The organism is Streptosporangium longisporum, from assembly GCF_039534895.1.
Taxonomy (GTDB): Bacteria; Actinomycetota; Actinomycetes; order Streptosporangiales; family Streptosporangiaceae; genus Streptosporangium; species Streptosporangium longisporum.
The window spans coordinates 91,408-115,856 of record NZ_BAAAWD010000019.1; the positions used below are offsets into that span (position 1 = coordinate 91,408).

20 protein-coding genes are annotated in these 24,449 nt (G+C 71.2%); 5 read left to right on the forward strand and 15 right to left on the reverse strand.

Going from position 1 to position 24,449, the window contains the following annotated elements; genetic code table 11:
- Positions 1–16 precede the first annotated feature (16 nt).
- Together ABD832_RS32375 and ABD832_RS32380 are read right to left on the reverse strand one after the other, a co-directional pair.
- Positions 17–1,240, reverse strand: a complete 1,224-nt coding sequence (locus tag ABD832_RS32375) for an aminotransferase class III-fold pyridoxal phosphate-dependent enzyme (RefSeq protein WP_344903048.1) — start codon at positions 1,238–1,240, stop codon at positions 17–19.
- A gap of 155 nt (positions 1,241–1,395) precedes the next feature.
- Complete coding sequence (locus ABD832_RS32380) at positions 1,396–2,328, reverse strand: carbohydrate kinase family protein (RefSeq protein WP_344903051.1); 933 nt, start codon at positions 2,326–2,328, stop codon at positions 1,396–1,398.
- An 85-nt stretch (positions 2,329–2,413) separates the two neighbouring features.
- Here ABD832_RS32380 and ABD832_RS32385 point away from each other — a divergent pair, with 85 nt between their 5' ends.
- A complete protein-coding gene (locus ABD832_RS32385; RefSeq protein WP_344903054.1) occupies positions 2,414–3,004 on the forward strand; it encodes a TetR/AcrR family transcriptional regulator in 591 nt (196 codons plus the stop codon).
- A gap of 153 nt (positions 3,005–3,157) precedes the next feature.
- On the opposite strand, the gene ABD832_RS32390 is transcribed toward ABD832_RS32385, so the two are convergent.
- The 4 genes from ABD832_RS32390 to ABD832_RS32405 form a co-directional block, all read right to left on the reverse strand.
- Positions 3,158–4,615 (reverse strand): FHA domain-containing protein, encoded by a 1,458-nt coding sequence (locus ABD832_RS32390; RefSeq protein ID WP_344903057.1) that lies wholly within the window; start codon positions 4,613–4,615, stop codon positions 3,158–3,160.
- Complete coding sequence (locus ABD832_RS32395) at positions 4,612–5,049, reverse strand: hypothetical protein (protein ID WP_344903060.1); 438 nt, start codon at positions 5,047–5,049, stop codon at positions 4,612–4,614. The genes ABD832_RS32390 and ABD832_RS32395 overlap by 4 nt, the downstream gene beginning before the upstream one ends.
- Positions 5,050–5,060: 11 nt before the next feature.
- Positions 5,061–6,596, reverse strand: coding sequence for a hypothetical protein (locus ABD832_RS32400; protein WP_344903063.1), 1,536 nt, complete (start codon positions 6,594–6,596; stop codon positions 5,061–5,063).
- Between the two features lie 157 nt (positions 6,597–6,753).
- Complete coding sequence (locus tag ABD832_RS32405) at positions 6,754–7,845, reverse strand: site-2 protease family protein (protein WP_344904427.1); 1,092 nt, start codon at positions 7,843–7,845, stop codon at positions 6,754–6,756.
- A gap of 167 nt (positions 7,846–8,012) precedes the next feature.
- On the opposite strand from ABD832_RS32405, the gene ABD832_RS32410 reads away from it, so the two are divergent.
- Complete coding sequence (locus ABD832_RS32410; RefSeq protein WP_344903066.1) at positions 8,013–8,909, forward strand: RecB family exonuclease; 897 nt, start codon at positions 8,013–8,015, stop codon at positions 8,907–8,909.
- A gap of 147 nt (positions 8,910–9,056) precedes the next feature.
- Here ABD832_RS32410 and ABD832_RS32415 read toward each other — a convergent pair whose 3' ends face one another.
- A complete protein-coding gene (locus ABD832_RS32415) occupies positions 9,057–10,613 on the reverse strand; it encodes a DUF1996 domain-containing protein (RefSeq protein ID WP_344903068.1) in 1,557 nt (518 codons plus the stop codon).
- Between the two features lie 392 nt (positions 10,614–11,005).
- Between ABD832_RS32415 and ABD832_RS32420 the strand changes: the two genes are divergently transcribed.
- Both ABD832_RS32420 and ABD832_RS32425 read left to right on the forward strand, forming a co-directional pair.
- On the forward strand, positions 11,006–12,052 hold the full coding sequence (locus ABD832_RS32420) for a sensor histidine kinase (protein WP_344903070.1): 1,047 nt from the start codon (positions 11,006–11,008) through the stop codon (positions 12,050–12,052).
- Positions 12,052–12,735 (forward strand): response regulator, encoded by a 684-nt coding sequence (locus ABD832_RS32425; RefSeq protein WP_344903073.1) that lies wholly within the window; start codon positions 12,052–12,054, stop codon positions 12,733–12,735. Before ABD832_RS32420 ends, ABD832_RS32425 begins: the two co-directional genes overlap by 1 nt.
- A gap of 132 nt (positions 12,736–12,867) precedes the next feature.
- On the opposite strand, the gene ABD832_RS32430 is transcribed toward ABD832_RS32425, so the two are convergent.
- The 8 genes from ABD832_RS32430 to metH all read right to left on the reverse strand — a co-directional run bounded on the left by ABD832_RS32430 (position 12,868) and on the right by metH (position 24,163).
- On the reverse strand, positions 12,868–13,983 hold the full coding sequence (locus tag ABD832_RS32430) for an ABC transporter ATP-binding protein (RefSeq protein WP_413224733.1): 1,116 nt from the start codon (positions 13,981–13,983) through the stop codon (positions 12,868–12,870).
- Positions 13,984–14,041: 58 nt separating this feature from the next.
- A complete protein-coding gene (locus ABD832_RS32435; protein ID WP_344903076.1) occupies positions 14,042–15,085 on the reverse strand; it encodes an ABC transporter ATP-binding protein in 1,044 nt (347 codons plus the stop codon).
- Positions 15,082–16,095: an ABC transporter permease gene (locus ABD832_RS32440; protein ID WP_344903079.1), complete on the reverse strand. Its 1,014-nt coding sequence runs from the start codon at positions 16,093–16,095 to the stop codon at positions 15,082–15,084. The genes ABD832_RS32435 and ABD832_RS32440 overlap by 4 nt, the downstream gene beginning before the upstream one ends.
- Positions 16,096–16,176: 81 nt before the next feature.
- Positions 16,177–17,958: an ABC transporter substrate-binding protein gene (locus ABD832_RS32445; protein WP_344903082.1), complete on the reverse strand. Its 1,782-nt coding sequence runs from the start codon at positions 17,956–17,958 to the stop codon at positions 16,177–16,179.
- A 59-nt stretch (positions 17,959–18,017) separates the two neighbouring features.
- Positions 18,018–19,028: an ABC transporter permease gene (locus tag ABD832_RS32450; RefSeq protein ID WP_344903084.1), complete on the reverse strand. Its 1,011-nt coding sequence runs from the start codon at positions 19,026–19,028 to the stop codon at positions 18,018–18,020.
- Between the two features lie 264 nt (positions 19,029–19,292).
- On the reverse strand, positions 19,293–19,919 hold the full coding sequence (locus ABD832_RS32455; RefSeq protein WP_344903086.1) for a cellulose synthase: 627 nt from the start codon (positions 19,917–19,919) through the stop codon (positions 19,293–19,295).
- A 135-nt stretch (positions 19,920–20,054) separates the two neighbouring features.
- Positions 20,055–20,732, reverse strand: a complete 678-nt coding sequence (locus ABD832_RS32460; protein WP_344903088.1) for an HAD family hydrolase — start codon at positions 20,730–20,732, stop codon at positions 20,055–20,057.
- Positions 20,729–24,163 carry a methionine synthase gene (metH, locus tag ABD832_RS32465; RefSeq protein ID WP_413224736.1) on the reverse strand — a complete coding sequence of 1,145 codons (3,435 nt, stop codon included), beginning with the start codon at positions 24,161–24,163 and terminating at the stop codon, positions 20,729–20,731. Before metH ends, ABD832_RS32460 begins: the two co-directional genes overlap by 4 nt.
- Positions 24,164–24,265: 102 nt before the next feature.
- On the opposite strand from metH, the gene ABD832_RS32470 reads away from it, so the two are divergent.
- Positions 24,266–24,391 carry a hypothetical protein gene (locus ABD832_RS32470; protein ID WP_344903094.1) on the forward strand — a complete coding sequence of 42 codons (126 nt, stop codon included), beginning with the start codon at positions 24,266–24,268 and terminating at the stop codon, positions 24,389–24,391.
- The last annotated feature ends 58 nt before the right edge of the window (positions 24,392–24,449 follow it).

Genomic DNA, 24,449 nt, shown 5'->3' on the forward strand with positions numbered 1-24,449 from the left:
GGGTCCGGGCCGGGTCTCAGTCGGCCCCGAAGTGGGCCCTGAGCTTGGCGTAGGCGGCGTCGGTGCCCTGCAGTGCCCGGTCGATGTCGGCGTCGGTGTGGGCGGCCGAGAGGAACCAGTTGTGCCAGGGGTGCAGGTAGACGCCCTCCTCGACACAGGCCGCGGCCCAGAACATGCCCTTCTCCAGGGTCGCGTCGCCCTCGAAGGAGAGCCAGGGGATCTGCACCGGGCCGGTCTGGTTGACCGTGAAGCCGTGCGAGACGGCCTGGGCGGCCAGGCCCTCGCGCAGGCGGGTGCCCGCCCGCTCCATCAGGGCGATGCCGTCGATGTCGCGCAGCGTCTCGATCGTGGCCTTGGCCGCGGCCATCGGGGCGGCGTTGAACCAGAACGAGCCGGTGGTGTAGAGCGTCTGGGCCGGAGCGCGCAGGGAGTCCACGCCGGTGACGGCCGCGATCGGGTGGCCGTTGGCCATCGCCTTGCTGAAGGCGTACAGGTCGGGGCGGACCCCCAGCGGCTCCCAGGAGCCGCCCAGGTCCAGCCGCCAGCCACCGCGCACGTCGTCGATCACCAGCGCGGCGCCGATCCGGTCGGCCAGGGCCCGCACCCCCCGGGCGAACTCGGGCGTGGCGAGCTCCTGGTCCTCGAACGAGTCGTGCTTGAAGGGCGTGACGATGATCGCGGCGACCTCGCCCTCGATCCGGGCCGCGGCCTCCTCGACCGAGGCCAGGTCGTTGTAGGTGAACTCGGTCAGGTCGGCGCGGTCGGCCGGGGTGGTGCCCGCGGTGCTCGGCGTGCACCAGGGGTCGGCCCCGTGGTAGGCGCCGTGCGCCATCAGCACCTTGTCCCTGCCGGTGGCGGCGCGGGCCACCATCAGCGCCTGGGTGGTGGCGTCGGTGCCGTTCTTGGAGAACATCACCCAGTCGGCCTGCGGCACGGTCTCCACCAGCAGCTCGGCGAGCTCGACGTAGACCGGTCCGGGACCGTTCAGGCAGTCGCCCGCGGCGAGCTGGGCCGCCACGGCCGCCTCGACCGCGGGGTGGCGGTGACCGAGCACCACCGGACCCCAGGAGCACATGAGGTCCACGTACTCGCGGCCGTCGGCGTCCCGCTGGCGGCAGCCCTCACCGCCGACGAAGAACTGCGGGTAGGCGGGGCCGTGCAGGGCCGCGTTGAGGTGGCCGTACATGCCTCCGGGGACGACCTTGACGGCCCGTTCCCTGAGTTCGGCGTCGATGGACATGCGTCGTCCTTTCACGGTCGGGAGATCACGGTCGGGAAGGTCGCGGTCGGGAGATCACGGCCGGAAGGGGCTCGGGGGTGCGAGGGCACCGGGTCACGGAGCCACGCGGGGGCACGGAGCCAGGCGGGATCACGGAGCCACGCGGGATCACGGGCTCACGCCGGGTCGGGGGGCTCGGGGATCACGCGGAGCTCCCGCGCGCCGGTCAGCCCGGCGTCGGAGCCGAGCCCTCCGGCGACCCGGGCGGCCAGCGCGGTGCCGAGCCGGGCCGCCCCGATCACGTCCAGGCCGTCGGCCAGCCCGGCGATGAACCCGGCGCAGTAGGCGTCACCGCACCCGGTGGTGTCGACCACCGGGACGTCGAGGGCGGGGACGCGGGTGATCCCCTCCTTGGAGGCGATCAGGCTCCCCTCGGCGCCCAGCGTGACCAGGACCGCCGAGGGTCCCTCGGCCAGCAGCGCGGTCGCGGCCTCCTCGGCGCCGGAGGCACCGCTCATCATCAGCGCCTGCTCCTCGTTGGGCAGCAGGTAGTCGACGTGGCCGAGGAAGGTCCGTACCCCCTGCATCAGGTCCGGCATGTTGGACAGCAGGTCCATCGTGACGATCGTGCCCGCGGCCCGCGCCTCGTCCAGCAGGGCGAGGAACCCCGGGTCGTACAGGCCCCAGGTGACGTCCATGCCGCCCAGGTGCACGATCCGCGCGCCGAGGATCCGCTCGCGATCGACGTCGGCCGCCGACAGGCCCAGGTTGGCTCCGGGCACGTGGAAGGACGGACGGCCGCCGTCAGGGCGGATGGGCAGGATCGAGGCCGCGGTCTGCTCCCCCGTCCTGCGGACGATCCCGGACACGTCGACGCCGCGCCGTTCCATGATCATGACGAGCAGGTCCCCGAGCTCGTCGTCGCCGATCGCGCCCACCGAGGCGACCGGGACGCCGAGCGCGGCCAGGTCGACGGCGGTCCCGGCCGCGGCCCCCGCGGCGGTGACCCGGATCTGCTCCAGCAGATGGGTGTCCTGCCCGGCGGGGATGGACTCCACCGGCCTGGCGAGCACGTCGACGATGTGCACCCCGAGGGTGACGACGGTCATGACGGGTCCTCCTCATGTCTTCAGCGGATGATAGACGGGCGACCGACTAAAATGTCAACGGATGCCGTACGCGGAAGGGAACGAGATGCCGAAGATCGTTGACCACGGGGAGCGCCGCGAGGAGGTCGTCGAGGCGGCCCGCCGCATCATCCTGCGCGACGGCATCGAGGCCGCCACCACCCGGGCCATCGCCAGGGAGGCCGGATACTCCAACGGCGTGCTCACCCACTACTTCGCCGACAAGGACGACATCATGCTGTCGGCCCTGCGCTCCTCGCACCGGCGCATCGTGGAGCGGCTGCGCGGCAAGCTGGCGGGTCTCACCGGCCTGGCCGCCCTGCGCGAGCTGCTGCTGGACAACCTGCCGCTGGACGAGGAGCGCGTCGCCGAGAGCGGGCTGGAGGTCGGCTTCTGGAGCCGCAGCATGACCAGCCCCGCGCTGCTGGAGGCCCAGCGCGCCGAGGCCGAGGAACTGCGCTATCTGGTACGCAGCCTGCTCGGCTCGGCGGCGGCGAACGGGGAGATCGTCACCTCGGAGGACCTCGACGACGTGGCCGAGCGGCTGCTGGCCCTGGTCGACGGCCTGAGCGTGCACCGCCTGCTGTACCCGGGCAGGCTCGGCCCGGAACGGCTGGAGAGGATGCTCGGCGCCGAGCTGGAACGCCTCAGCCGGTAGGGCGTGGAGCCGGTCGTCCCCGTCCCGCGGCCCTGAGACCGGAACCCTCCCGACCGGCGCCGAGGCGCCGGGGCAGACCTGGGAACACCACGGGCGGCACGGCCACGGCCGTACCGCCCGGAAAAGCAGGAAAAGCAGGAAAAGCGGGGACGCTCAGCGGTTGCGGTGCGACTCGTAGCGCATGGTGCGCGAGACCCCGATCCGCACGGTGGTGCCGGGCATGATCGCGACCGGCTCGTTCGGCGGGATGTCGTAGAAGTTGGGGTCGCCGGGCGGCTGGATCTGGGTGCCGTTGACCGATCCCAGGTCGACCAGGTTCACGTCCCACCCGTCCAGCGCCACCCGCAGGTGACGGCGGGAGACCGAACCGTCGGGGCTGGTGACCTTGGCCGGGCGCACCGATCCGTCGGCCACCTCCGGTGCCCTCTCCGGGTCGCGCCCGATCAGGTAGTCGGTGTCCAGGCGCAGCGTCAGGCCGTCGTCGAGGAGCAGCACCCCCAGCGGCGGGCGCGGCCCCTTGTAGGGGACGAGGGTCCGCTGCACCAGCGCGATGCCGCAGACCGCGCAGTAGGGCACGCGGGGGTCGTTGAAGTGGTCGTTCTTGCAGTCGACCCCGTAGACCAGCGGCCGGGCCTCGGGCTCGGCGGCCGGGGGCGGCTCGTCCGCGGGCTGCGCGCCGCCGGGCGGCAGGTCGTACTCGAACGGCTGCTCGCGGACGTCGACCGGGTCGCCGCCCATCCCGCTCGCCATGGCGGTGTCGATGTCGGCGTGCTGCGCGCGCGAGGGCCCTGGGGGCGTCTCCACCGGGTGGTCGCGGTCCGGGCCCGCGTGCCACTGCGGCTGCGGCTCACGCCGCGGCTCCACGGGCGGCGCCACCGGCGGGTGGGACTCGGCCTGCCCCATCGGGTAGGGCGCGGGGGCGCCGGTGTCCGGCACGGACGGCCGCTCGGGGACGGACGGCCGCTCGGGGGGCGCCATCCGCTCGGGCGGCGCGGGCATCGGGGTGGACGCGGGCGCGGACGACTCCATCCGCGGCGCCTCGTGCACGCCCCGGGGCGCGGCGGACTGCATCCGGGGCGCCTCCAGCACGTCCTGTGGCGCGGCGGGCTCCGTGCGTCGCGGCGCCGGTGTCCAGGTGGGCGTCTCGGTCAGGTCGCACTCGACCCCGCCCGCGACGATCACCCCGGCGTCCAGGGTGGAGAGCGGGTGCACCGGCCCGGCGTCCGGCAGGCGCAGCTCGACCCGGGTCACCGGGCCGGGAACCAGCCGGTCGGACCAGGTGAGCGCGTCACGCCCGGCGAGCTGGACCTCCCCGGCCGAGCCGGTCACCGACGCGAACGCCGGACCACTGACCAGGACGGCCACACCGCCACCGACGGGGCCGGCGACGGCGCACGCCACCGGCTCCCCCATCGAGACGGCGAGGATCTGGGCGACCCGGCGGGCCAGCGCCCTGCCGTCGCCGCCGGAGCCCGCGGTCTCCCGCAGCGCTCCCAGCAGATCCCCGACGACGGCCTCGGCCGCGTCGCACACCAGCAGCAGGCCGCCCACATGGGCCACCAGCCCGTTGCCCGGAAGCGGACGCACCACCCCGAAGCCCTGGTCGGTCACAGAACTCTCCCTCCCCGGAAACGCCACCGGATGAACGGCACCCGCATGGGCCCGTTCGTCACCAGCCAGATGCATACCCAGACGACGGTGAAGTGCGTCCAGAAGGCGGCCGGCGGAATCGGATCGATGAAACCGACTGCACCGGACCGTAGCAAAAAGTACAGCACAAGGCCTTCGGGGATGAGCGTCAGCAGGCCGAACGACGTCGGCCAGTCCTTCTCCCATCTGAACTGCATCAGGAAGTGATATATCAGCTCCCAGACGACTCCCAGCACCGCGACCGCCACGACGAGCAGCAGCCCGTCGGCGTAGCGCCCGGAAAGCGGCCCGGAGGAGCCCGGGAGCACGGGGACGATCAGCAGGGTGACGAGCACGCCGAGGGTGGCGAGCATGAACAGGCGCGTCTGGACACGGCCCAGCAGGGTCGGAACCACGGAAGTACTCCTTACACCGGCGAGTTGCGGGCCCACTTGAACCACTGCGCGGTCGAGCGCAGCGGCCCCATCCTCTTGACGAACCCGCGCCGTGCGAGGTCGTCGGCGATCTCCTGGGCGGCGATCTGCAGGCCCAGGAAGGTGTCGACACCGGGGAAGTAGCCCCCGAGCGTGGCCGACCCCGAGGCGTACAGCACCCCGTCGCCGCTGGCCGTGCCCTTCACCTCGAAGTGACGCTCCACGTCCAGCCTGCCGACCGGGTTGCGGCCCGCCCCGGTGTTGCGCAGCAGGTCGTCGAAGACGCGGTGCTCGGCGATGTCGGCCTCCAGGCCGGTGCAGTCGATGATGTAGTCGGAGACCGGCTCGCGGACGATGCCGTCCTTGCTGCGCACGTAGCTGACCAGCCGCCCGTCCGCGGAGTGCTCCACCCGGTCGACGGTGCCCTGCACCGCGTGGTAGTAGCCGCCCTCGCGGCCCGCGCGCAGCTGCTCCTGCCAGCGCCGCCGGAAGGGGGTGTTGGTGCCGCCCATCTCCTTGTACTTCTTCGCCCGGTCGGCGCCCTCCAGCTTGCGCATCTCCGCCTTGAGCTGGCCGCCCCAGACCGACTTGGGGTAGTTGAAGCCCTGGTAGGCCCAGCCGTGACCGCCCTTGCGGCGCGACCAGACGTGCGGGCCGTGCGAGCCGGTGACGAACGTGCGGAAGATGTGCACGATCTGGGTCTGCAGGCCGTGCCGCTCCCGGTCGTCGAAGAGCCGCTGCAGCACCCGGGAGGCCACGATGCCGCCGCCCCGGATGACCACCGTGCCCGGCCTGGTCTTGAGGAACTCGTAGACCTGCTCGTGCGGTTCGTAGGCGTTGACGACGTGCTGGTAGTCACCGTGCTCGGTGCGGAACTCCTGCAGGTCGGGCAGGAACTTCAGGCCCGGGTAGCCGACCGCGATGTGCACGAAGCGGGAGCGGAAGACGATGCGCTTGGTGGGCGCGGCGCCGTCGGGCGGGGTGACCACGGTGAAGTAGCCGCCGCCCGCCCGGCGGCGGACCATCCGCACCTGGCCCTTGACCAGCATGTCCCAATAGTTGATGCGCCTGGCCTCGCGCTCCAGGTTCTCGAAGACGGTGCCGGCGCGCGGGGTCCAGTAGTCGTTCAGCAGCGGCTCGGTGAGGATCTGCCACAGGTACGACGGCTTCTTCTCCTTCCACGCCTCCTCCAGCGCGTAGGAGGGGAATCCCCACAGGTTGTCGGGGCGGGAGGAGGAGTCGGAGCGGATCCGCTCCCCGCGGGGGATCTGCGAGCACCGGGTGAGGAACTCGTAGGTCTGCCACGGGTGGTCGATGTTGGAGACCACCCGCATCTGCGAGGTCGGGACCCCGTAGATGCGCAGGTAGTCGAGGGTCACGAAGGACCCGATGCCGCCACCGACGCTGAGGAACGGGATGTCGTACATGGGGATGCCGGCGGCCGCGACCATCTGGTCGGTCCACTCGGGGGTGCCGAGCAGGTCCGGTGTCAGGTCACCGGGCGGGGCCGGGGTGTGGGGGGGTGCCAATGGATGCGTCCCTTGAGCTACGTGACCAGCCCGTTCGCTGGTCGGAGATCTGGTCCTGGTACAGGCCGGAGACGAGGGGCCGGGCGGCGGGGTGCGTCGCCCGGCCCCTCTGTCGGCGAGTATTCAGTGGGACGCCTGTGAACGACCTGTGGTTCGCTTAAACTCCGCTGAACACCTTGTTGACGTCGGAGGTGGCGAGCACCCCGAAGATCTCGCCCCCGCGCTCCACCAGAAGGTACTCCCCCGCCGGGGACTCGCGCATGGCGTCGATCAGCGACTCGCCCTCCAGGTCGGCGGCCAGCACCAGCGACGGCTCCAGGCTCCGTGAGAGCGAGCCCGCCGTCACCCAGGGACGGCGCGCCTCGGGGGTGGCCTCCACCGCGACCTCGTTGACGATCCCGGTGGGACGGCCCTCGTGGTCGACCACGACCATCGCCCCGGCCTGCGCCTCCGCGGCCCGGCGCAGGGCCTCGGCCAGCGGCACGTCACCGGTCACCGCGATGGCCCGCCGGGCCAGGGTCCGGGCGTTGACCTGGGGGATGCGGGCCCGCACCCGGGCGCCGCGCAGCGCCTGGGTGGCGCCGAACCAGATGAAGGAGGCCAGCACCAGCGACCAGACGAGGTTGGTCACGTCGGGCGCCTGGCCGGTCACCAGCGCCAGCCCGACGGGGATCACGACCAGGCCCACGGCCAGCACCCGGCCCACCCAGGCCGCCACGACGGTGCCGGCGCCGGGCCTGCCGGTGGCCTTCCACACGCCGGCCCGCAGCATGCGGCCCCCGTCGAGCGGCAGCCCGGGCAGCAGGTTGAAGATCCCGACGATCAGGTTGGCGAACCAGAGCTGGAAGATCAGGACACCGGCGATCGTGTCCGGCGGGACGACCTGGTAGACGGCGAAGCCGACGGCCGCCAGCCCGAGCGAGAGCAGCGGCCCGGCGAAGGCCACCATGAACTCCCGGCCGGGGGTCTCCGGCTCGCGTTCGATCTCCGAGACGCCCCCGAGCAGGTAGAGCGTGATGCGCCGGACCGGCAGGCCGTACATCCTGGCGACCACGCAGTGCGCCAGCTCGTGCAGCAGCACCGAGACGTACAGCAGCACCGCGAAGACGAACGAGACGAGGTACGTCATCGGGACGCTCAGCTCGGGCAGCCAGGAGGCCACGACGCGCTGGAAGACGTAGGTGATGAACGCCGCCACGATGAACCAGGTCGGCGAGACGTAGACCGGGATGCCGAACGGACGCCCCATCCGCAGTCCCGGGCTCTCCCGGCGCGGGCTCTCGCTGCTCACCGCTGGCTCACCACTCCTCGTTCGGTCCGCCCTCAGGCCTCGATGGTACGCGCCGGCGCGCCTCTGGCAGACGCCACGGGTCCGTCCGGGCGCGAACTGTCGTCACCGTGACCTACAGTGCGGTCATGTCGACGTCCGAGCCCACGATCATCGGAGCCCTGTCGCCGTCGCGCGCGGGCGACTTCATGACGTGCCCGTTGCTGTACCGCTTCCGGGTGATCGACCGGCTTCCCGAGCCCCCGTCGCCCGCCGCGGTGCGCGGCACGATGGTCCACTCGGTTCTCGAACGCCTGTACGACCTGCCCGCCCCGGAGCGGACGGTCGACGCCGCCTGGGACCTGCTGGAGCCGCAGTGGCGCAAGCTCCTGGAGCAGGAGCCGTCCTACGCCGAGATGTTCACCGACGAGCAGGAGCGGGCGGCCTGGCTGGCCCGGGCCCGCGTCATGCTGGAACGCTACTTCGCCCTGGAGGACCCCACCGGCCTGGAGCCCGCCGAGCGGGAGCTGTACGTGGAGGCGGTGCTGGACAGCGGCCTGATGCTGCGGGGCTACATCGACCGGCTGGACGTGGCGCCCACCGGGGAGATCCGCGTGGTCGACTACAAGACCGGCAGCGCCCCCGGGCCCGCCTTCGAGGCCAGGGCGCTGTTCCAGATGAAGTTCTACGCGCTGGTGATCTGGCGCCTGCGCGGCTCGGTGCCCCGCCTGCTCCAGCTGATGTACCTGGGCGGTGAGGGCGAGATCCTGCGCTACACCCCCGACGAGGCCGACCTGCTGGCCACCGAGCGCAAGGTCTGGGCCCTGTGGCAGGCGATCGAGCGGGCCCTGGAGACGGGCGAGTGGCGCGCCCGCCCCAGCAGGTTGTGCGGCTGGTGCAACTACAAGGACCTGTGCCCGGAGTTCGGCGGCACTCCCCCGCCGGTCCCGGCCCGCCAGCCGGGCGACACCGTCCGCCGCACCGGCAGCCGGGCCGGAGCCCGCGACGAGCCCGCCCAGGACCACGGCGACGGATCGCCGGCGTGACGATCCCGGGCCGTGCGGGACCGGCGGCTCCGGAGCGCGCCCCGTGATCGTGTGACGGTGCCGGTGCCCGCGCGGGACGCGGGGACACCGGCACGGCGAGGTCGTGCGAGGTCAGGCGAGATCAGGCGAGGTGGCGACGGGGACCGGTCAGCGGTCCCAGCCCGGCGTGGTGCCGCACTTGGCCTTCGCATTGATGCAGATCTTCACGAGCGCGCCGAGCGTCTCCGGCTTCCACGCGTTCATGAAGTCCCCGTGCATCGAGGACGGCAGGCCCGACGCCAGCGCCAGGCCGTCACCGCCGAGGGAGTCGTAGCCGACCATGAGCGAGATGCTGGGGACCGCGACCGGATGGGCGCCCGAACAGCGGCCGTCCTTCATCGGCGCCATGTGCGACTTGTGGTCGGGCGAATCGATGTGCTTGCCGTCCCAGCAGTCCTGGAAGGTCATCTGGTAGATCAGGTTGCCGCCCCGCGCGCAGACGGGCCAGTTGCCGTCGGCGCTGCGCCCGGTCTCCGCGCTGCCGGCGCACCAGAACTGGCCGCTGGCGTTCTTCGGCGTCGCCACCTGCCGCTTGGCGTCGCCCTGCACCGCGACCAGGCCCGGCGGGAAGGGCACGACCTCCGACGGGTCCTTGAGCCGGGCGCCGTAGTACACGCGGAAGTTCTTCATCGGGACCGGCTTGCCGTCACGCATCAGGGTCGGCACCCAGTAGGCGCTGTTGTCGCCGGGCGCGTCGCAGTTCGTGGACCCCGCGAGCAGGTCCTCCGTCGTGGTGGCCGCCGTCACCTTCGGGCCGAAGAAGGTGTGCATGTGGGAGGCGCCGGACAGGCCGGGCAGCACGATCGGGTCGTCCTTGGCCAGGTTGGCCACCTCGCAGTTGGTCTGGAACTCGGGGACCCTCACGATCCCCGCGGGGACCGGCCTGGGGGCGACCTTGTGGTACGCGTCCAGGGCCTTCTTCCACGCGGCCTGGTCCACCGGGACCCAGCCGCCGGCGGGCGCGGTGGTGGTCGGGCTGGCGCTCGGCGTCGGCCTGGCCGTGGAGGTCGGCGTGGAGGTCGGGGTGGCGCTCGGCGTCGGCCTGGCCGTGGAGGTCGGCGTGGAGGTCGGCGTGGCGCCGGGCGTCGGCCTGGTCGTCGAGGTCGGCTTCGGGGTGGGGGTCGGGGTGCCCGAGCCGGTGCCGAAGACCTGGAACTCCCACAGCGAGACGCCGTACCGGCCGGACCGCTTGGTCGCGTACAGCCGCACGAACCGGCCGGTGGCCGACACGTCGATGGTCTGGACGCCGCCCTTGCCCGCCGTGGTGCCGTACACCGTCTTCCAGGGGCCGTCGCCGTCGGCGGCGGTCTGGATCTGGAACGCCGTGGCGTAGGCGTTCTCCCAGTTGATGACGATCTTCTTGATGGCGGTGGACCTGCCGAGGTCGACCGCGAGCCACTGGGGGTCGCCGAACGCGCTGCCCCAGCGGGTACCGGGCTTGCCGTCGACGGCGGCCGCGGCCGACAGGTCACCGCGCTCCGCCGAGGAGGCGACGGCGTCACGGCCCTGCGAAAGGGGTACCTCGGCCGCGGCGGCCGGGGAGGTGACGCTCAGCACGGAGGTGCTCAGGAGGCCGACGAGGACACCGGCCAGCGACAGGCGGCGGACCCGGCGTACGACGGACGCGCGTCCGGCTCGGATGCCGCGCGAGGCGGTTGTGCTCATGGTGAATGAAGTCCTTGTCCTGTTGGGAAACCGTGCAGGGAAGGTCCGGCGGCGCTCGCACGCGCCGCCACACAGGAGACCCCCGGGCCGCACGCGGATAACGAAAACTCCGGAAAAGCTCACACCACCCTGTCATCCGCCCCTCGCCGACACCGCGGGGAGGCCACCCGGGCAATGCCGTCGCGAGGGACGTACCCTCGAAGCGTTCCCGGGGAGTCCTGTGAGGCCGCGCCGGCGACCGGACCGAGGAGAGGGGGATCGTGAGGGACGAACGATCCCCCTCGACGAGGGAAGGAGCCGGATCCCAGCGGCCTCACCGCGACGCGAAAGCGCCGCCATGGACCTGTGAGGCCGCGCCGGCGACTGGACCGAGGAGCGAAGGAGCGAAGCGGATGAGCGACGAGGGAAGTCGCCGGGTAAGAGCGGCCTCACCACGACGCGCCGCGTCGCAATGGACGCAGCTCCTACTGCTCTTCCTGGTCTGCCTGGCCGGTGGCGCGCTGACCGTGGCGGGGCGGAGCGCGTGGCCGCTCTGGGGGGTCGCCCTGGTGCTGGTCTACACGATCGCCTCCCGGCGGGGGCTGGCGCTCAGCCTGTGCGCCCCGGTGCTGACCGTGACCGCCTACCTGCTGTCGTCCGTGGCGGACGGCGGGAGCGGCCGGTGGAGCACGCACCTGCTGGTGACCGTCCTGACCGCCTCGCTCTGGGTGGCCGGGCGGAGCGTGCGGCTGCGCCGCGCCTACCAGGCGGAGCTGCGCGACCGGGACCGGCGGATGGAGCGCGCCCGCGAGGCCGACACCCGGGCCGCCAGGGCCGAGGAGCGCTCCCGGATCGCCCGTGAGCTGCACGACGTGGTCGCCCACCACGTGAGCGTGATGACCGTTCAGGCGGCGGCGGCGCGGCGGGTGCTGGCCAGCGACCCCGACGGGGCGCGCGAGGCCCTGTCCGCGATCGAGCAGCTGGGCAGGACCGCGATGTCGGAGATGCGGAGCATCGTGGGGGTGCTGAGGACCGACGCCACCCCGGCCGAGCGCGGCCCGCAGCCGGGGGTGCGGGAGATCCCCGCCCTGGTCGACCAGATGCGCGAGGCCGGGCTGCGGACGCAGTTGTGGATCGAGGGCGAGCGGGAGACGCTCTCGCCCGGGGTGGACCTGGCCGTCTACCGGCTGGTCCAGGAGGCCCTGACCAACAGCCTGCGGCACGCCGGGCCGCGGGCGCGGGCCTGGGTGACGGTGCGCCACGAGCCGGACGCCCTGGCCGTCCAGGTCTCCGACGACGGTCTCGGCCCGGGTGCCGGGGACGCCGACCGGGAGGTGACCGGTCACGGACTGGCGGGCATCCGCGAGCGTGTCGCCCTCTATGGTGGACTTCTGAGGATCGGCCCGCGGCCCGGGGGCGGATTCGAGGTCGATGCCCGATTCCCCCTCAAGGACGCGTGATGACGATCCGAGTGCTGCTGGTGGACGACCAGCCGCTGCTGCGCACCGGTTTCCGGCTGATCCTGGAGGCCGAGGCCGATCTGACGGTGGTCGGCGAGGCGGGGGACGGCAAGGCGGCCCAGGACCAGTCGCGGGCGCTGCTGCCGGACGTGGTGCTGATGGACATCAGGATGCCCGGGGTGGACGGCATCGAGGCGACCCGCCGGATCGTGCGCGAGGCCGTGAGCGGCGCGCACGTGCCGCGGGTGCTGGTGCTGACGACCTTCGACCTCGACGAGTACATCGTGGAGGCGCTGCGGGCCGGGGCGAGCGGTTTCCTGCTCAAGGACGTCCCGCCGGAGGAGCTGGTCCAGGCGATCCGGGTGGTGGCGGCGGGTGACGCCATCGTCGCGCCGAGCGTCACCCGGCGCCTGCTGGACAGGTTCGGGGCGCACCTGCCGTCGGCCCACCAGCAGTCCACGCCGGCGCGGCTGGACCGGCTGACCGAGCGTGAGCTGGAGGTGCTCCGCCTGATCGCCAAGGGCATGTCCAACGCGGAGATCGCGGCCGAGCTGGTGGTGAGCGAGACGACCGTCAAGACGCACGTCGGCAACGTGCTCACCAAGCTGGGCCTGCGCGACCGCGTCCAGGCCGTCGTGCTCGCGTACGAGACCGGGTTGATCACGCCGGGCGCGCTGCCCTGACCGAGGCTCGGCAGGGCCCGTGAAGGGCGCCTGAGAAGGCCCGACAGACCCGGCACGGCCTGCCCCGGAAAGCCGCACGGCCCCGCACGGGCCGGAGCGCGTGCGGGGCCGTGCGGGCCTCCGAAAGGGGTCTCAGCCGGTGAGGACCGCGGGGCCCTGGCCGTCGCCGGGGGTCGTGCCGCCGGAGGTCCCGGTGTTCCCCGGGGAGTGTCCCGCGGGGGCGTTCTCCGGGAAGTGGCAGGCGACCCGGTGGCGGGGGGCCAGCTCGGCCAGCGGGGGCTCCACCGTCCTGCAGATCTCCTGGACCTTCCAGCACCGGGTGTGGAACCGGCAGGCGGGCGGCGGGTTGAGCGGGCTGGGCACGTCGCCCTGCAGGCGGATGCGCTCGCGGTCCCTGCGCCGGGCCGGGTCCGGGACGGGCACCGCGGACATCAGCGCGGTGGTGTACGGGTGCATGGGCGACTCGTACAGGTCCTTGCGGTCGGCCAGCTCGACGATCTTGCCGAGGTACATGACCGCGACCCGGTCGCTGATGTGCCGGATGACCGACAGGTCGTGCGCGACGATCAGGTACGTCAGGTCGAGCTCGTTCTGCAGGTCCTCCAGGAGGTTGACCACCTGGGCCTGGATCGAGACGTCCAGCGCGGACACCGGCTCGTCGGCGATGATCAGCTTCGGCTTGAGCGCGAGCGTCCTGGCGATGCCGATGCGCTGGCGCTGCCCGCCGGAGAACTCGTGCGGGTAGCGGTTGTAGTGCTCGGGGTTGAGCCCGACCAGCGCCAGGATCTCCTGGACCGCCTTCTTGGTCCCCTGCTCGGTCTGGACCCCCTGGATCCGGTACGGGGCGCCGACGATGGCGCCGACCGTGTGCCGGGGGTTGAGCGAGGAGTAGGGGTCCTGGAAGATCATCTGGATGTCGCGGCGGAGCGGGCGGAGTTTGCCCTGCGACATGTGGGTGATGTCGTGGCCCTCGAAGACGACCTTCCCGCCGGTCGGTTCCAGCAGGCGGGTGATCAGGCGCCCGGTGGTGCTCTTGCCGCAGCCGGACTCGCCGACCAGGCCGAGCGTCTCGCCCTTGCGGACGTCGAAGCTGATCCCGTCGACGGCCTTGACCGCGCCGACCTGCCTGCGCAGCAGGCCCTTGGTCACCGGGAAGTGCTTTTCCAGCCCCTGGACGGACAGCAGGGCGTCGGAGGCCACCGCCTCGGTCGCGCCGCTCCTGTCCTCGGTGGCGTCGGCCGCGGTCACGTGTCCTCCCCGGCCTGTCGCGTGCCCTGGGACATGCCGTGCCGGCCGGTTCGCTCGCTCACGTGCTCTCCATGATCGGCTTGATCTCGTTCTCCCAGATGGACCGCCGCTCCGCGCGCGGCATGTGACAGCGGACCAGGTGGCCGCCGTCGGTCTCCAGCAGCTGCGGCACCTCCGTGGTGGCCTTGCCCGCGGTGCGACCGGCGAAGGTGCAGCGGGGGTTGAAGGCGCAGCCGGACGGCACGTTGATCAAGGAGGGCGGGGAGCCCTTGATCGGGAGCAGCCGTTCGGTGGGCTCGCGGTCCAGGCGGGGCATGGATGCCAGCAAACCCCATGTGTAGGGGTGCTCGGGCCGGTAGAAGATGTCCTCGGCGGTGCCGTACTCGACGCCCTTGCCGCCGTACATCACCAGGATGTCGTCGGAGAGCTCGGCGACCACGCCGAGGTCGTGGGTGATGACGATCAGCGCGGAGTTGAACTCGCTCTGCAGGTCGCGCATCAGGTCGAGGATCTGCGCCTGGACGGTCACGTCGAGGGCCGTGGTGGGCTCGTCGGCGATCAGGAGCTCGGGGTCGCAGGAGAGCGACATCGCGATCATCGCGCGCTGGCGCATGCCGCCGGAGAAGTGGTGGGGGTAGTCGTCGACCCGCTTGTCGGGCTGCGGGATCCCCACCCGGCCGAGCATGTCGATCGCGTGCTTGCGGGCGACGGCCTTGCTGACGTCGTTGTGGATCCGGTACGCCTCGATGATCTGGGCACCCACCGTGTAGTACGGGTGCATGGCCGACAGCGGATCCTGGAAGATCATCGCCATCTTCTTGCCGCGCAGGGTCCGCACGTGGTCCGCGCTCGCGCTGACGAGTTCCTCGCCGTCCAGCCAGATCTCGCCGGAGATCCGGGCGCTGCCGCCCTTGTGCAGGCCCAGGATGCCGAGGCTGGTCACGCTCTTGCCCGAGCCGGACTCACCCACGATGCCCAGGGTCCTGCCCCGGTCGAGCCTGAACGACAGGCCGTCGACGGACCTGACCAGGCCGTCGTCGGTCGGGAAGTGGATGCGCAGGTCGCGCAGCTCCAGGAAGGACTCCGGTGCGGGAGCCGTCATGAGATCCTCACCCTCGGATCGATCACCGCGTACAGGATGTCCACGATGAGGTTGGCCACGACGATGAAGATCGCCGCGAACAGGGTCACGCCCAGGACGACGGGGAGGTCGTTGCCCCGGATCGCGTCGATGACCAGCTTGCCGATGCCGGGGATGGAGAAGGTGCTCTCGGTGAGCACCGCGCCGCCCAGCAGCAGTCCGAGGTCGAGGCCGAAGATGGTGAGGATCGGGGTGAGCGTGGCCCGCAGCGCGTGCTTGGTCACGACCGTCCGCTCCTTGAGGCCCTTGGCGCGGGCCGTGCGGATGTAGTCCTCACCCATGGTCTCCAGCATGCCCGCCCGGGTGAGCCGGGCGTACAGGGCGGCGTACAGGAACGCCAGGGTGATCCAGGGCAGCACGAGCGCCTGGAACCACATGATCGGGTTGTCGCTGAAGGCGGTGTAGCTGCCACCGCCGGGGAAGATCCCCAGCGTGTACGCGAACACCGACAGCGAGACCAGGCCGGTGAAGTAGATCGGCAGCGAGACCCCGGCCAGGGCGAACGTCATCGCCGCCCGGTCCATCAGGGTCCCGCGTTTCAGCGCGGAGATGACGCCCACGCTGACACCGACGATGATCCAGGTGATCGCGGCGCCCAGGGCGAGGGAGATCGTCGCGGGGAGCCGGTCGAGCAGTGTCGGCCAGACCGGCTGGTTGTTGTTGAACGAGAAGCCGAAACAGGGGGCCGGGCACTCGGCCTTGCGCGGGCCGAGGGAGTAGTCCTGGCCGACGACGATGCCCTGCGCGAACCGGCCGTACTGGACCAGGATCGGATCGTCCAGGTGCAGTCGCTCGACGGCACCCTGGATCGCCTCGGGGGTGGCGTCTCGCCCCACGTAGCGCGACGCCATGCCCTCGGGGGTCTGGCCCAGGGCACGAGGGATGAGAAAGAAGATCGCGAAGGTGACCATGCTGACGATGGCGAGCATCAGCACGGCGGCGATCACGCGGCGGACGATGAAAGCGACCACGATCGTTCGGCCGGGGTGCCCGGGAGGGTCGCTCCCGGGCACCGTCAGGCCTTCACCTGCCTTTGGTCAACTAGGGAAGGGCTACTGCTGGACGCCGAGCCACGTGTAGTCGTACATGCCGTAGGCCGGGTGCACGTACACGTTGGTCAGGGTCGACGGACGGAAGATCAGGGTCTTCTCGTAGACGAAGGGCATGAAGGCGGCAGACTCCATGACCTTCTTGTCGACCTGGGTCCAGATCTCGTTGCGGGCCGTGGCGTCGGTCGTCTGGATGCCCTTGTCCAGCAGCTCGTTCACCGTCGGGTCGTTGAGCTCCATCATGTTGTAGTTGCCGGAGTCCTTGATGAACCGGCCGTCGACGATCTGCGACAGGAAGCCGAAGCCGGACGGCCAGTCGGCGCCCCAGCCGGCGATCATGATGCCCAGGCCGTTCTTGTGCACGAAGTCCGGACGGCCGGCGTACTGGGCGCTCCAGTCACCGGAGGGGTACTTCTTGATGGTGGTCTTGATGCCGACCCGGTCGAGGGAGGCCTGGAGCGCCTCGGCGACCTGGACCTCCTTGACCCGGTCACCACGGACGGCGATGTTGGTCTCGAAGCCGTTCGGCTGGCCGCAGGCGGTCAGGTGCTCCTTGGCCTTGGCCAGGTCGCCCTTGTGGTCGGCGCCGTTGGGGTACAGGTCGAACGGCTTGTAGCCGACCGTGGTCGGGGTCATCGCGGTGCTGCCGATCTCGCCGCCGAGCGGGCCGCCCCAGGGAGCCTGGGTGGCGGTCTTGTCGGTGGCGTACTGCACGGCCTTGCGGCAGTCGATGTTGTCGAACGGCTTCACCGCGGTCGACATCATCGCGTAGCGGTTGAACGGCGTGAAGGGGTTGTCCGTGGAGTCCTTCAGCTTGGGGTCCCCGACGATCTTGGCGCGGGCGGCCGGCTGGACACCGGTGCCACCGAGGTCGACGTGGATCTGGCCGTTGATGAGCCGCTGGTCGATGTCGTCGGCGGCCTGCTTGAACTGCACCTCGATGCGGTCGGGCAGCTGCTTGCGGGTGGTGTCGGTGGCCTGGTCCCAGTTCTCGTTCTTGACCAGGTTGAACTGCTTGCCGACCTCGTAGCTGTCGAGCTTGTAGGGGCCGGTCGAGGCCAGCGCCTTCTCGTAGTCGAGGCCGGTGTCCTTGGCCTGCGGGACCGGCGCGGACTGCGGGTTGGCCACCAGGAAGTCGAACTCGGCGAAGGGCTTCTTGAGCTTGAAGACGATGGTGTGGTCGTCCGGGGTCTCGATGCCCTTGAAGTTGTCGAGGTTCTTGTCCTTGTAGGGACCCTTGTAGTCACCGGCGTCGAGGTACTCGGCGAAGTACTTCGGGCCGTCGGTGAGCTCGGAGGTGAAGTTGCTGCGGGCGATGGCGTACTTGACGTCCGCGGCCTTGACCTCGGTGCCGTCGTCGTACTTGATGCCCTTCTTGAGCTTGTACGTCCAGGTCTTGCCGTCCTCGCTGGCCTCGCCGGCGGCCTCGGCCAGGTCCGGCACCAGCTTCAGGCCGGCGTCACCGGGCTCGGGGGAGTAGGTCAGCAGGGGACGGGCGTACAGGCGGGTGAAGTTCCAGTTCCACGCGTAGTACGTGTTGCCCGGGTCCATCGAGTCGGGCTCGTCGGACAGGGCGAACTTCAGGGTGCCGCCCTTGGTGTCCGAGGCGTTGACGACCTTGGTGTAACCGTCGTTGTGCTTGGCGGCCGAAGCCGCGGCACCGGTCCCCTGGCCGCCGCCGGAGGACGTGTTGCCACCGCCACCGGCCGTTCCGCCACAGGCGGCCAGTCCCATGGTCAGCGCTGTACCCAGCGCTGCGAGCGCCAGGGCATTGGTCTTCCTCATCGTGGTGGTCCACCCCTTGTCATGAGTGACGGTGATATAAGGACGCGGTCGCTTGGGGGCTACCGGGCTCGCGGGTCGAGGGCGTCCCGGAGCCCGTCGCCCAGCAGGTTGAAGGCCATGACGGTGATGAAGATCGCCAGGCCCGGGACGATCATGAAGTGAGGAGCGATCGTGTAGTAGGTCACCGCGGTGGTGAGCATGCCTCCCCAGGAGGCCTGGGGCTCGTTGACGCCGACCCCGAGGAAGGACAGGGCCGCCTCGAACAGGATGTTCGAGGGGATCAGCAGGGTCGCGTAGACGAGGATGGGCGCCACGAGGTTGGGGAACACCTCGCGGAAGATGATGTAGCCGTTGCGGGCCCCGAGGGAGCGCGCCGCGTCGACGAACTCGCGCTCGCGCAGCGACAGGGTCTGGCCGCGGACGATACGCGCGATGTAGGGCCAGTTGAAGAACCCGATGATGAACACGATCACCGCGATCCGCAGGGCGTTGCCCTTCAGGCCCAGGGCCTGGTCGGGGACGGCGCCGACGATCGCGATCGCGAACAGCAGCAGCGGGAAGGCCAGGAAGACGTCCATGGCCCGGCTGATGAGGGTGTCGACCCAGCCGCCGAAGAACCCGGCGAGCACGCCCATCAGCGAGCCGAGCACCACCGACAGCAGCGTGGCCAGGAAGGCCACCAGCAGCGAGATCTGCGCGCCGGAGATGATCCGGGCGAAGATGTCACGGCCGTTGACCGGCTCCAGGCCGAACGGGTGCTCCAGGCTGATCCCGCCCCACGCCCCCATCGGGGCGCTCGTCATGGGATCGATGAGGTCGTTGTTGGGGATGTTCGGCGAGTCCCCGAACAACGCGATGAGCCCGCCGAAGGGGCGCTCCGCGAAGATCGCGACCAGGGTCAGGAAGACCACGACGAAGGCGCCGATGATCGCTGCCTTGTCGCGCTTCAGGCGCATCCAGGCGATCTGACCGAGCGAGCGGCCCTCGATGGCCTTGCCGCCCACTCCTTCGAGAACGGACTCCGGCTTGGCCTCCATGGCCGCGTCGGGAACGTCGAGCGGTGCGGTCATACAGTTGGCCCCCTGGATCCCAGACGACGTCGTCCGTCGGCGCCCCCCGGGTCGGGGTGACGCGCCGTGAGTCTACGGGCCGGTATTTCGTGGCCCGTGCGCAGAATCTATGGGCTGAACTGCGCTGACCAGTCCCCTGAGGCGCTATGTGGCTTAACTGTGATTCACGCGAAATTCATTTGTTTTGATCCCGCGAAGAATGTCCGTACCCCGTTCCGCTTCTGTCTCGGATCTGTGACATTGAAACGAGGCCGTCACCCTGCGTCATCCGATTCCGCGGCGCTTGAGGATGTCCTCGATGTCGGAGAAGTCGTCGTCCGCGGCCGGCTGGGCGGCGTGCCGGGGAGCGCCGGGCCGTGCCGCCGGGGCCGCCGGGGCCGCGGGGGACGCGGGGGACGCGGGGGACGCCGAGGACGCAGCCGGGGAGGTCTGCCCCTTGGGGGTCCGCTTGGGCAGCGGCTGGGTGACGGCCGTCGCCCCCGGCAGCGCGGTGCCGGACGACGAGGACGGGACGGACCGCGCCGGGGACGACGACGCGGAGATCGCGGAACCCGTGGAGCCCGCGGAGCTCGCCGCCGCGGCCCTGAGACGCCGGCCGCGCAGGAAGCCCGAGATCAGGAAGAGCAGCACGGACAGCCCGGCCACCCCCACCCCGGCCCACACCATGGGGTTGAACGCCACACCGGCGACGAAGCCGGCGATCGCCGTGCCGATCTGCCACAGGGTGGGCAGCGCACCGGTCAGGTAGGCCGCGACCGGCAGCAGCGCCCAGGCCATGACGCGCAACCCGGCGGCCGCCCCCCGGCGGCGCATCGTCAGGAAACTCAGCACCAGCCCCACCCCGGTGATCCCGGCGCAGAGCGGCAACCACGCGATCTGGTCGTACGACATGGCGGACCATCCCTCGTATCGGCGTACCCGTCCTCCATCCTGGCACGCGGAATCGGGACGGGGTCTCCTTCCTGAGGAGGGATCATCCCCTAAGGGATCACGCTCCCGGTGGCGCTCCGGCTCAGGGACGCCGCCTCAGGGTCGGGCCGCCGCCAGCTCGCGCAGGGTGGCCACGTCGATCTCCAGCAGCGAGGCGACCACCAGGCGTCCCGGGGCGCCGGGGATCGGCAGCACGCTGGGCACCGCCACCACCCGGCACCCCGCGGCGGTCGCCGCCGTCACCCCGTTGGGCGAGTCCTCCAGCGCCACGCAGCGGGCCGGATCGGCGCCCAGCAGCCGGGCGGCCCGCAGGTACGGCTCGGGATCGGGCTTGTGCCTGGTCACGTCGTCGCCGGTGACGATCCGGTCGAAGTGGTGGGCGCCGATGCCGCGCAGGCACGCCTCGGCGATCGGCCGGGACGAGGAGGTGACCAGGGCGGTGGCCAGGCCCTCCCCGCGTACCTCGGTCAGCAGGGCGGCGGCGCCGGGCATCATCTCCACCCCGCCGGACAGGCGGGCGATCATGCCGTCCACCATCCAGGTCTCCACCTGCTCGGGCGCCGCATCGGAACCGGAGACGCGCAGCATGTACGCCACGCTGGAGGCCATGGAGCCACCCACCAGGTTCTCCTGGTCGGCGGGCGTCCAGCCCGCCCCCAGCCGCTCCATCACCTCGGCCTCGACCTGGAACCAGATCTTCTCGCTGTCCACGAGAAGCCCGTCCATGTCGAACAGGACCGCCTGCATCGTCTCGTCCCCCCGGTCGCCGGTCATACGTTGAAGTAGTTCGCCTCGGGGTGGTGCACGATCAGCGCGGACGTCGACTGCTCGGGGTGGAGCTGGAACTCCTCCGACAGCTCGACGCCGATCCGGCCCGGGTCCAGCAGCCCCATCAGCTGGACCTGATCCTCCAGGTTCGGGCAGGCGGGGTAGCCGAACGAGTAGCGGCAGCCGGCCACGTTGACCTTGAGCATGTCCTCCAGGGACTCGTCGCCGCCGATGCCGAGCTCGGAGCGGACCCGGGCGTGCCAGTACTCGGCCAGGGCCTCGGTGAGCTGCACCGACAGACCGTGCAGCTCCAGGTAGTCGCGGTAGGCGTCCTTGGCGAACAGCTCGGCCGCCGCCTCGGAGACCCGCTTGCCCATGGTGGCCACCTGGAAGGCGACCACGTCGACCTCGCCGGAGTCCTTGGAGCGGAAGAAGTCCGACAGGCACAGGTGCCGGTCGCGGCGCTGGCGCGGGAAGGTGAACCGGGTCCGCTCGGCGCCGCCCTCGTCCAGGACGATCAGCGAGTCGCCGTCGCTGACGCACGGGAAGTAGCCGTAGACGACCGCCGCCTCCAGCAGCCCCTCGGTCTGCATCCGCTCCAGCCACATCCTCAGCCGCGGCCGGCCCTCGGTCTCGACCAGCTCCTCGTAGCCCGGCCCGTCACCGCCGCGGGCGGCCTTGAGGCCCCACTGGCCCATGAACGTGGCCCGCTCGTCGAGGAAGGCGGCGTACTCGGCGAGCGGGATGCCCTTGATCACGCGTTCGCCGAGGAAGGGGGCGACCGGCACGGGGTTGTCGGCGGCCACGTCGGAGCGGGCGGGCAGCTCCTCCACCGGGGTCCGCACCAGCGTGGCGCCGCCCTTGACGCGGCGCTCGCGCAGCGGCGGCAGGCTCGCACCCTTCTCGCCGCGCTTGACCGCCATGAAGGCGTCCATCAGGCGCAGGCCCTCGAAGGCGTCGCGGGCGTAGCGGACCTCGCCCTGGAAGAGGTCGGCGAGGTCCTGCTCGACGTAGGCGCGGGTGAGCGCGGCCCCGCCGAGCAGCACGGGGAACCTGCCGGCGATGCCCCTGGAGTTCATCTCCTCCAGGTTCTCCTTCATGATCACCGTGGACTTCACCAGCAGCCCGGACATGCCGATGACGTCGGCCCTCGTCTCCTCGGCGGCCTCCAGGATCACCGAGACCGGCTGCTTGATGCCGAGGTTGACGACCTCGTAGCCGTTGTTGGAGAGGATGATGTCGACCAGGTTCTTGCCGATGTCGTGCACGTCGCCCTTGACGGTGGCCAGCACGATGCGGCCCTTGATCTCGCCCTCGACCCGCTCCATGTGCGGCTCCAGGTAGGCCACCGAGGTCTTCATCACCTCGGCCGACTGCAGGACGAAGGGCAGCTGCATCTGGCCGGAGCCGAACAGCTCCCCCACGGTCTTCATGCCGTCGAGCAGGACGTCGTTCACGATCTCCAGGGCCGGGCGCCGGGCCAGGGCCTCGTCCAGGTCGGCCTCCAGGCCCTTGCGCTCGCCGTCGACGATGCGGCGCTTGAGGCGCTCCCAGAGCGGCAGCGCGGCCAGCTCCTCGGCCTTGGACGCCTTGAGGGCGGCGGCGTCGACGCCGTCGAAGAGCTCCATGAACCGCTGCAGCGGGTCGTAGCCCTCCCGGCGCCGGTCGTAGACCATGTCCAGGGCGACCTCGCGCTGCTCCTCGGGGATGCGCGCCATGGGAAGGATCTTGGAGGCGTGCACGATCGCCGCGTCCAGGCCGGCGTTGACGCACTCGTTGAGGAAGACCGAGTTGAGCACGATGCGGGCGGCCGGGTTGAGGCCGAACGACACGTTCGACAGGCCCAGCACGGTCTGCACGCCCGGGTGCAGGCGCTTGAGCTCCTTGATCGCCTCGATCGACTCCAGCGCGTCGCGCCGGGTCTCCTCCTGGCCGGTGGCGATGGGGAAGGTGAGCACGTCCACCAGGATGTCCTCGACGTTCATGCCCCAGTTCCCGGTCAGGTCCTCGACCAGGCGCCGGGCGATGCGGACCTTGGCCTCGGCGGTACGGGCCTGGCCCTCCTCGTCGATGGTCAGGGCCACCACGGCCGCGCCGTACTCCCTGACCAGGGTCATGTTCCGGTGGAAGCGCGTCCCGGGGGCGTCGCCCTCCTCGTAGTTGACCGAGTTGACGACCGCGCGCCCGCCGAGCATCTGCAGCCCGGCCTCCAGCACGGCGGGCTCGGTGGAGTCCAGCACGATCGGCAGCGTGGAGGCGGTGGCGAAGCGGAACGCCAGCTCCCTCATGTCGGCCACGCCGTCGCGTCCCACGTAGTCGACGCACAGGTCGAGCATGTGCGCGCCGTCGCGGGCCTGGCCGCGCGCGATCTCCAGGCACTCCTCCCAGTCCTGGGCGAGCATCGCCTCGCGGAAGGCCTTGGAGCCGACGGCGTTGGTGCGCTCGCCGATGGCCAGGTAGGAGGTGTCCTGGCGGAAGGGGACGCTCTGGTAGAGCGAACAGGCCCCGGCCTCGGGGCGGGGGCGGCGCGGCGCGGTCTCGCGCCCGCGGACCCGCTCGACGACCCGGCGCAGGTGCTCGGGCGTGGTGCCGCAGCACCCGCCGACCAGGGACAGCCCGTAGTCTCGGGTGAAGTTCTCGTGCGCCGAGGCCAGCTCCTCGGGGCTCAGCGGGTAGTAGGCGCCGTCGGAGGTGAGCACCGGCAGCCCGGCGTTGGGCATGCACGACAGGCGGACCCGGGCGTGCCGGGCCAGGTAGCGCAGGTGCTCGCTCATCTCGGCCGGGCCGGTGGCGCAGTTGAGGCCGATCACGTCGACGCCGAGCGGCTCGATCGCGGTCAGGGCGGCGCCGATCTCCGAGCCCAGCAGCATGGCCCCGTTGGTCTCGATGGTCACCTGGGCGATGACCGGCACGTCCCGCCCGGCGTCGGCGATGGCCCTGCGGGCACCGATCACCGCCGCCTTGACCTGGAGCAGGTCCTGGGAGGTCTCCACGATCAGCGCGTCGGCGCCACCGGAGATCAGCCCGGCGGCGTTGTCGTAGTAGGCGTCGCGCAGCTCCGCGTACGGCTTGTGGCCCAGGGTGGGCAGCTTGGTGCCGGGGCCGATGGAACCGAGCACGAAGCGCGGCCGGTCCGGGGTGGACCAGGCGTCGGCGGCCTGCCGGGCGACCCGGGCCCCGGCCTCGGAGTACTCGAAGACGCGGCCGGAGATGTCGTACTCGCCGAGGGCCGACAGGTTCGCGCCGAAGGTGTTGGTCTCCACGCAGTCGACGCCCACCTCGAAGTAGGCCTCGTGCACGGCGCGGACGATGTCGGGACGGGTGACGTTGAGCACCTCGTTGCAGCCCTCGTGCCCCTGGAAGTCGTCCATGGTCACGTCATGGGCCTGCAGCATCGTCCCCATCGCCCCGTCGGCGACCATCACGCGCTCGGCCATGACGTCACGGAAGGAGGGGGTGGGGGCCGGGGTAGACGGGGTGGACGGGGTGCTCGTCATGGGGGCAAGAATACCGGGGCCCACCCGGCGCCATCGAGCGCCATGATCGTCGCCCTCGGCCGTACGCGGCCCCCGGCGGCCCCGCCGTTCGCGGGGGACGACCGCGCGGCGCGCCACACCGTTCCCGGCGGTCACGTCCTGATCGTCCGCACCACGTCGGGAAGGTGACGTGAAGCCCCCCTCACCGCATAGGCTTAGCCGGATAGGACGGTAAGGCGAAAAGGAG

What these genes read in the sequence shown, in the direction of transcription:
- ABD832_RS32375 (WP_344903048.1), bottom strand. Translation starts at nt 1,240, where the DNA reads ATGTCCATCGACGCCGAACTCAGGGAACGGGCCGTCAAGGTCGTCCCC.
- ABD832_RS32380 (WP_344903051.1), bottom strand. Translation starts at nt 2,328, where the DNA reads ATGACCGTCGTCACCCTCGGGGTGCACATCGTCGACGTGCTCGCCAGG.
- ABD832_RS32385 (WP_344903054.1), top strand. Translation starts at nt 2,414, where the DNA reads ATGCCGAAGATCGTTGACCACGGGGAGCGCCGCGAGGAGGTCGTCGAG.
- ABD832_RS32405 (WP_344904427.1), bottom strand. Translation starts at nt 7,845, where the DNA reads ATGGGGCGTCCGTTCGGCATCCCGGTCTACGTCTCGCCGACCTGGTTC.
- ABD832_RS32410 (WP_344903066.1), top strand. Translation starts at nt 8,013, where the DNA reads ATGTCGACGTCCGAGCCCACGATCATCGGAGCCCTGTCGCCGTCGCGC.
- ABD832_RS32415 (WP_344903068.1), bottom strand. Translation starts at nt 10,613, where the DNA reads ATGAGCACAACCGCCTCGCGCGGCATCCGAGCCGGACGCGCGTCCGTC.
- ABD832_RS32420 (WP_344903070.1), top strand. Translation starts at nt 11,006, where the DNA reads ATGAGCGACGAGGGAAGTCGCCGGGTAAGAGCGGCCTCACCACGACGC.
- ABD832_RS32425 (WP_344903073.1), top strand. Translation starts at nt 12,052, where the DNA reads ATGACGATCCGAGTGCTGCTGGTGGACGACCAGCCGCTGCTGCGCACC.
- ABD832_RS32435 (WP_344903076.1), bottom strand. Translation starts at nt 15,085, where the DNA reads ATGACGGCTCCCGCACCGGAGTCCTTCCTGGAGCTGCGCGACCTGCGC.
- ABD832_RS32445 (WP_344903082.1), bottom strand. Translation starts at nt 17,958, where the DNA reads ATGAGGAAGACCAATGCCCTGGCGCTCGCAGCGCTGGGTACAGCGCTG.
- ABD832_RS32450 (WP_344903084.1), bottom strand. Translation starts at nt 19,028, where the DNA reads ATGACCGCACCGCTCGACGTTCCCGACGCGGCCATGGAGGCCAAGCCG.
- ABD832_RS32455 (WP_344903086.1), bottom strand. Translation starts at nt 19,919, where the DNA reads ATGTCGTACGACCAGATCGCGTGGTTGCCGCTCTGCGCCGGGATCACC.
- ABD832_RS32460 (WP_344903088.1), bottom strand. Translation starts at nt 20,732, where the DNA reads ATGACCGGCGACCGGGGGGACGAGACGATGCAGGCGGTCCTGTTCGAC.
- metH (WP_413224736.1), bottom strand. Translation starts at nt 24,163, where the DNA reads ATGGCCGAGCGCGTGATGGTCGCCGACGGGGCGATGGGGACGATGCTG.
- ABD832_RS32470 (WP_344903094.1), top strand. Translation starts at nt 24,266, where the DNA reads ATGATCGTCGCCCTCGGCCGTACGCGGCCCCCGGCGGCCCCGCCGTTC.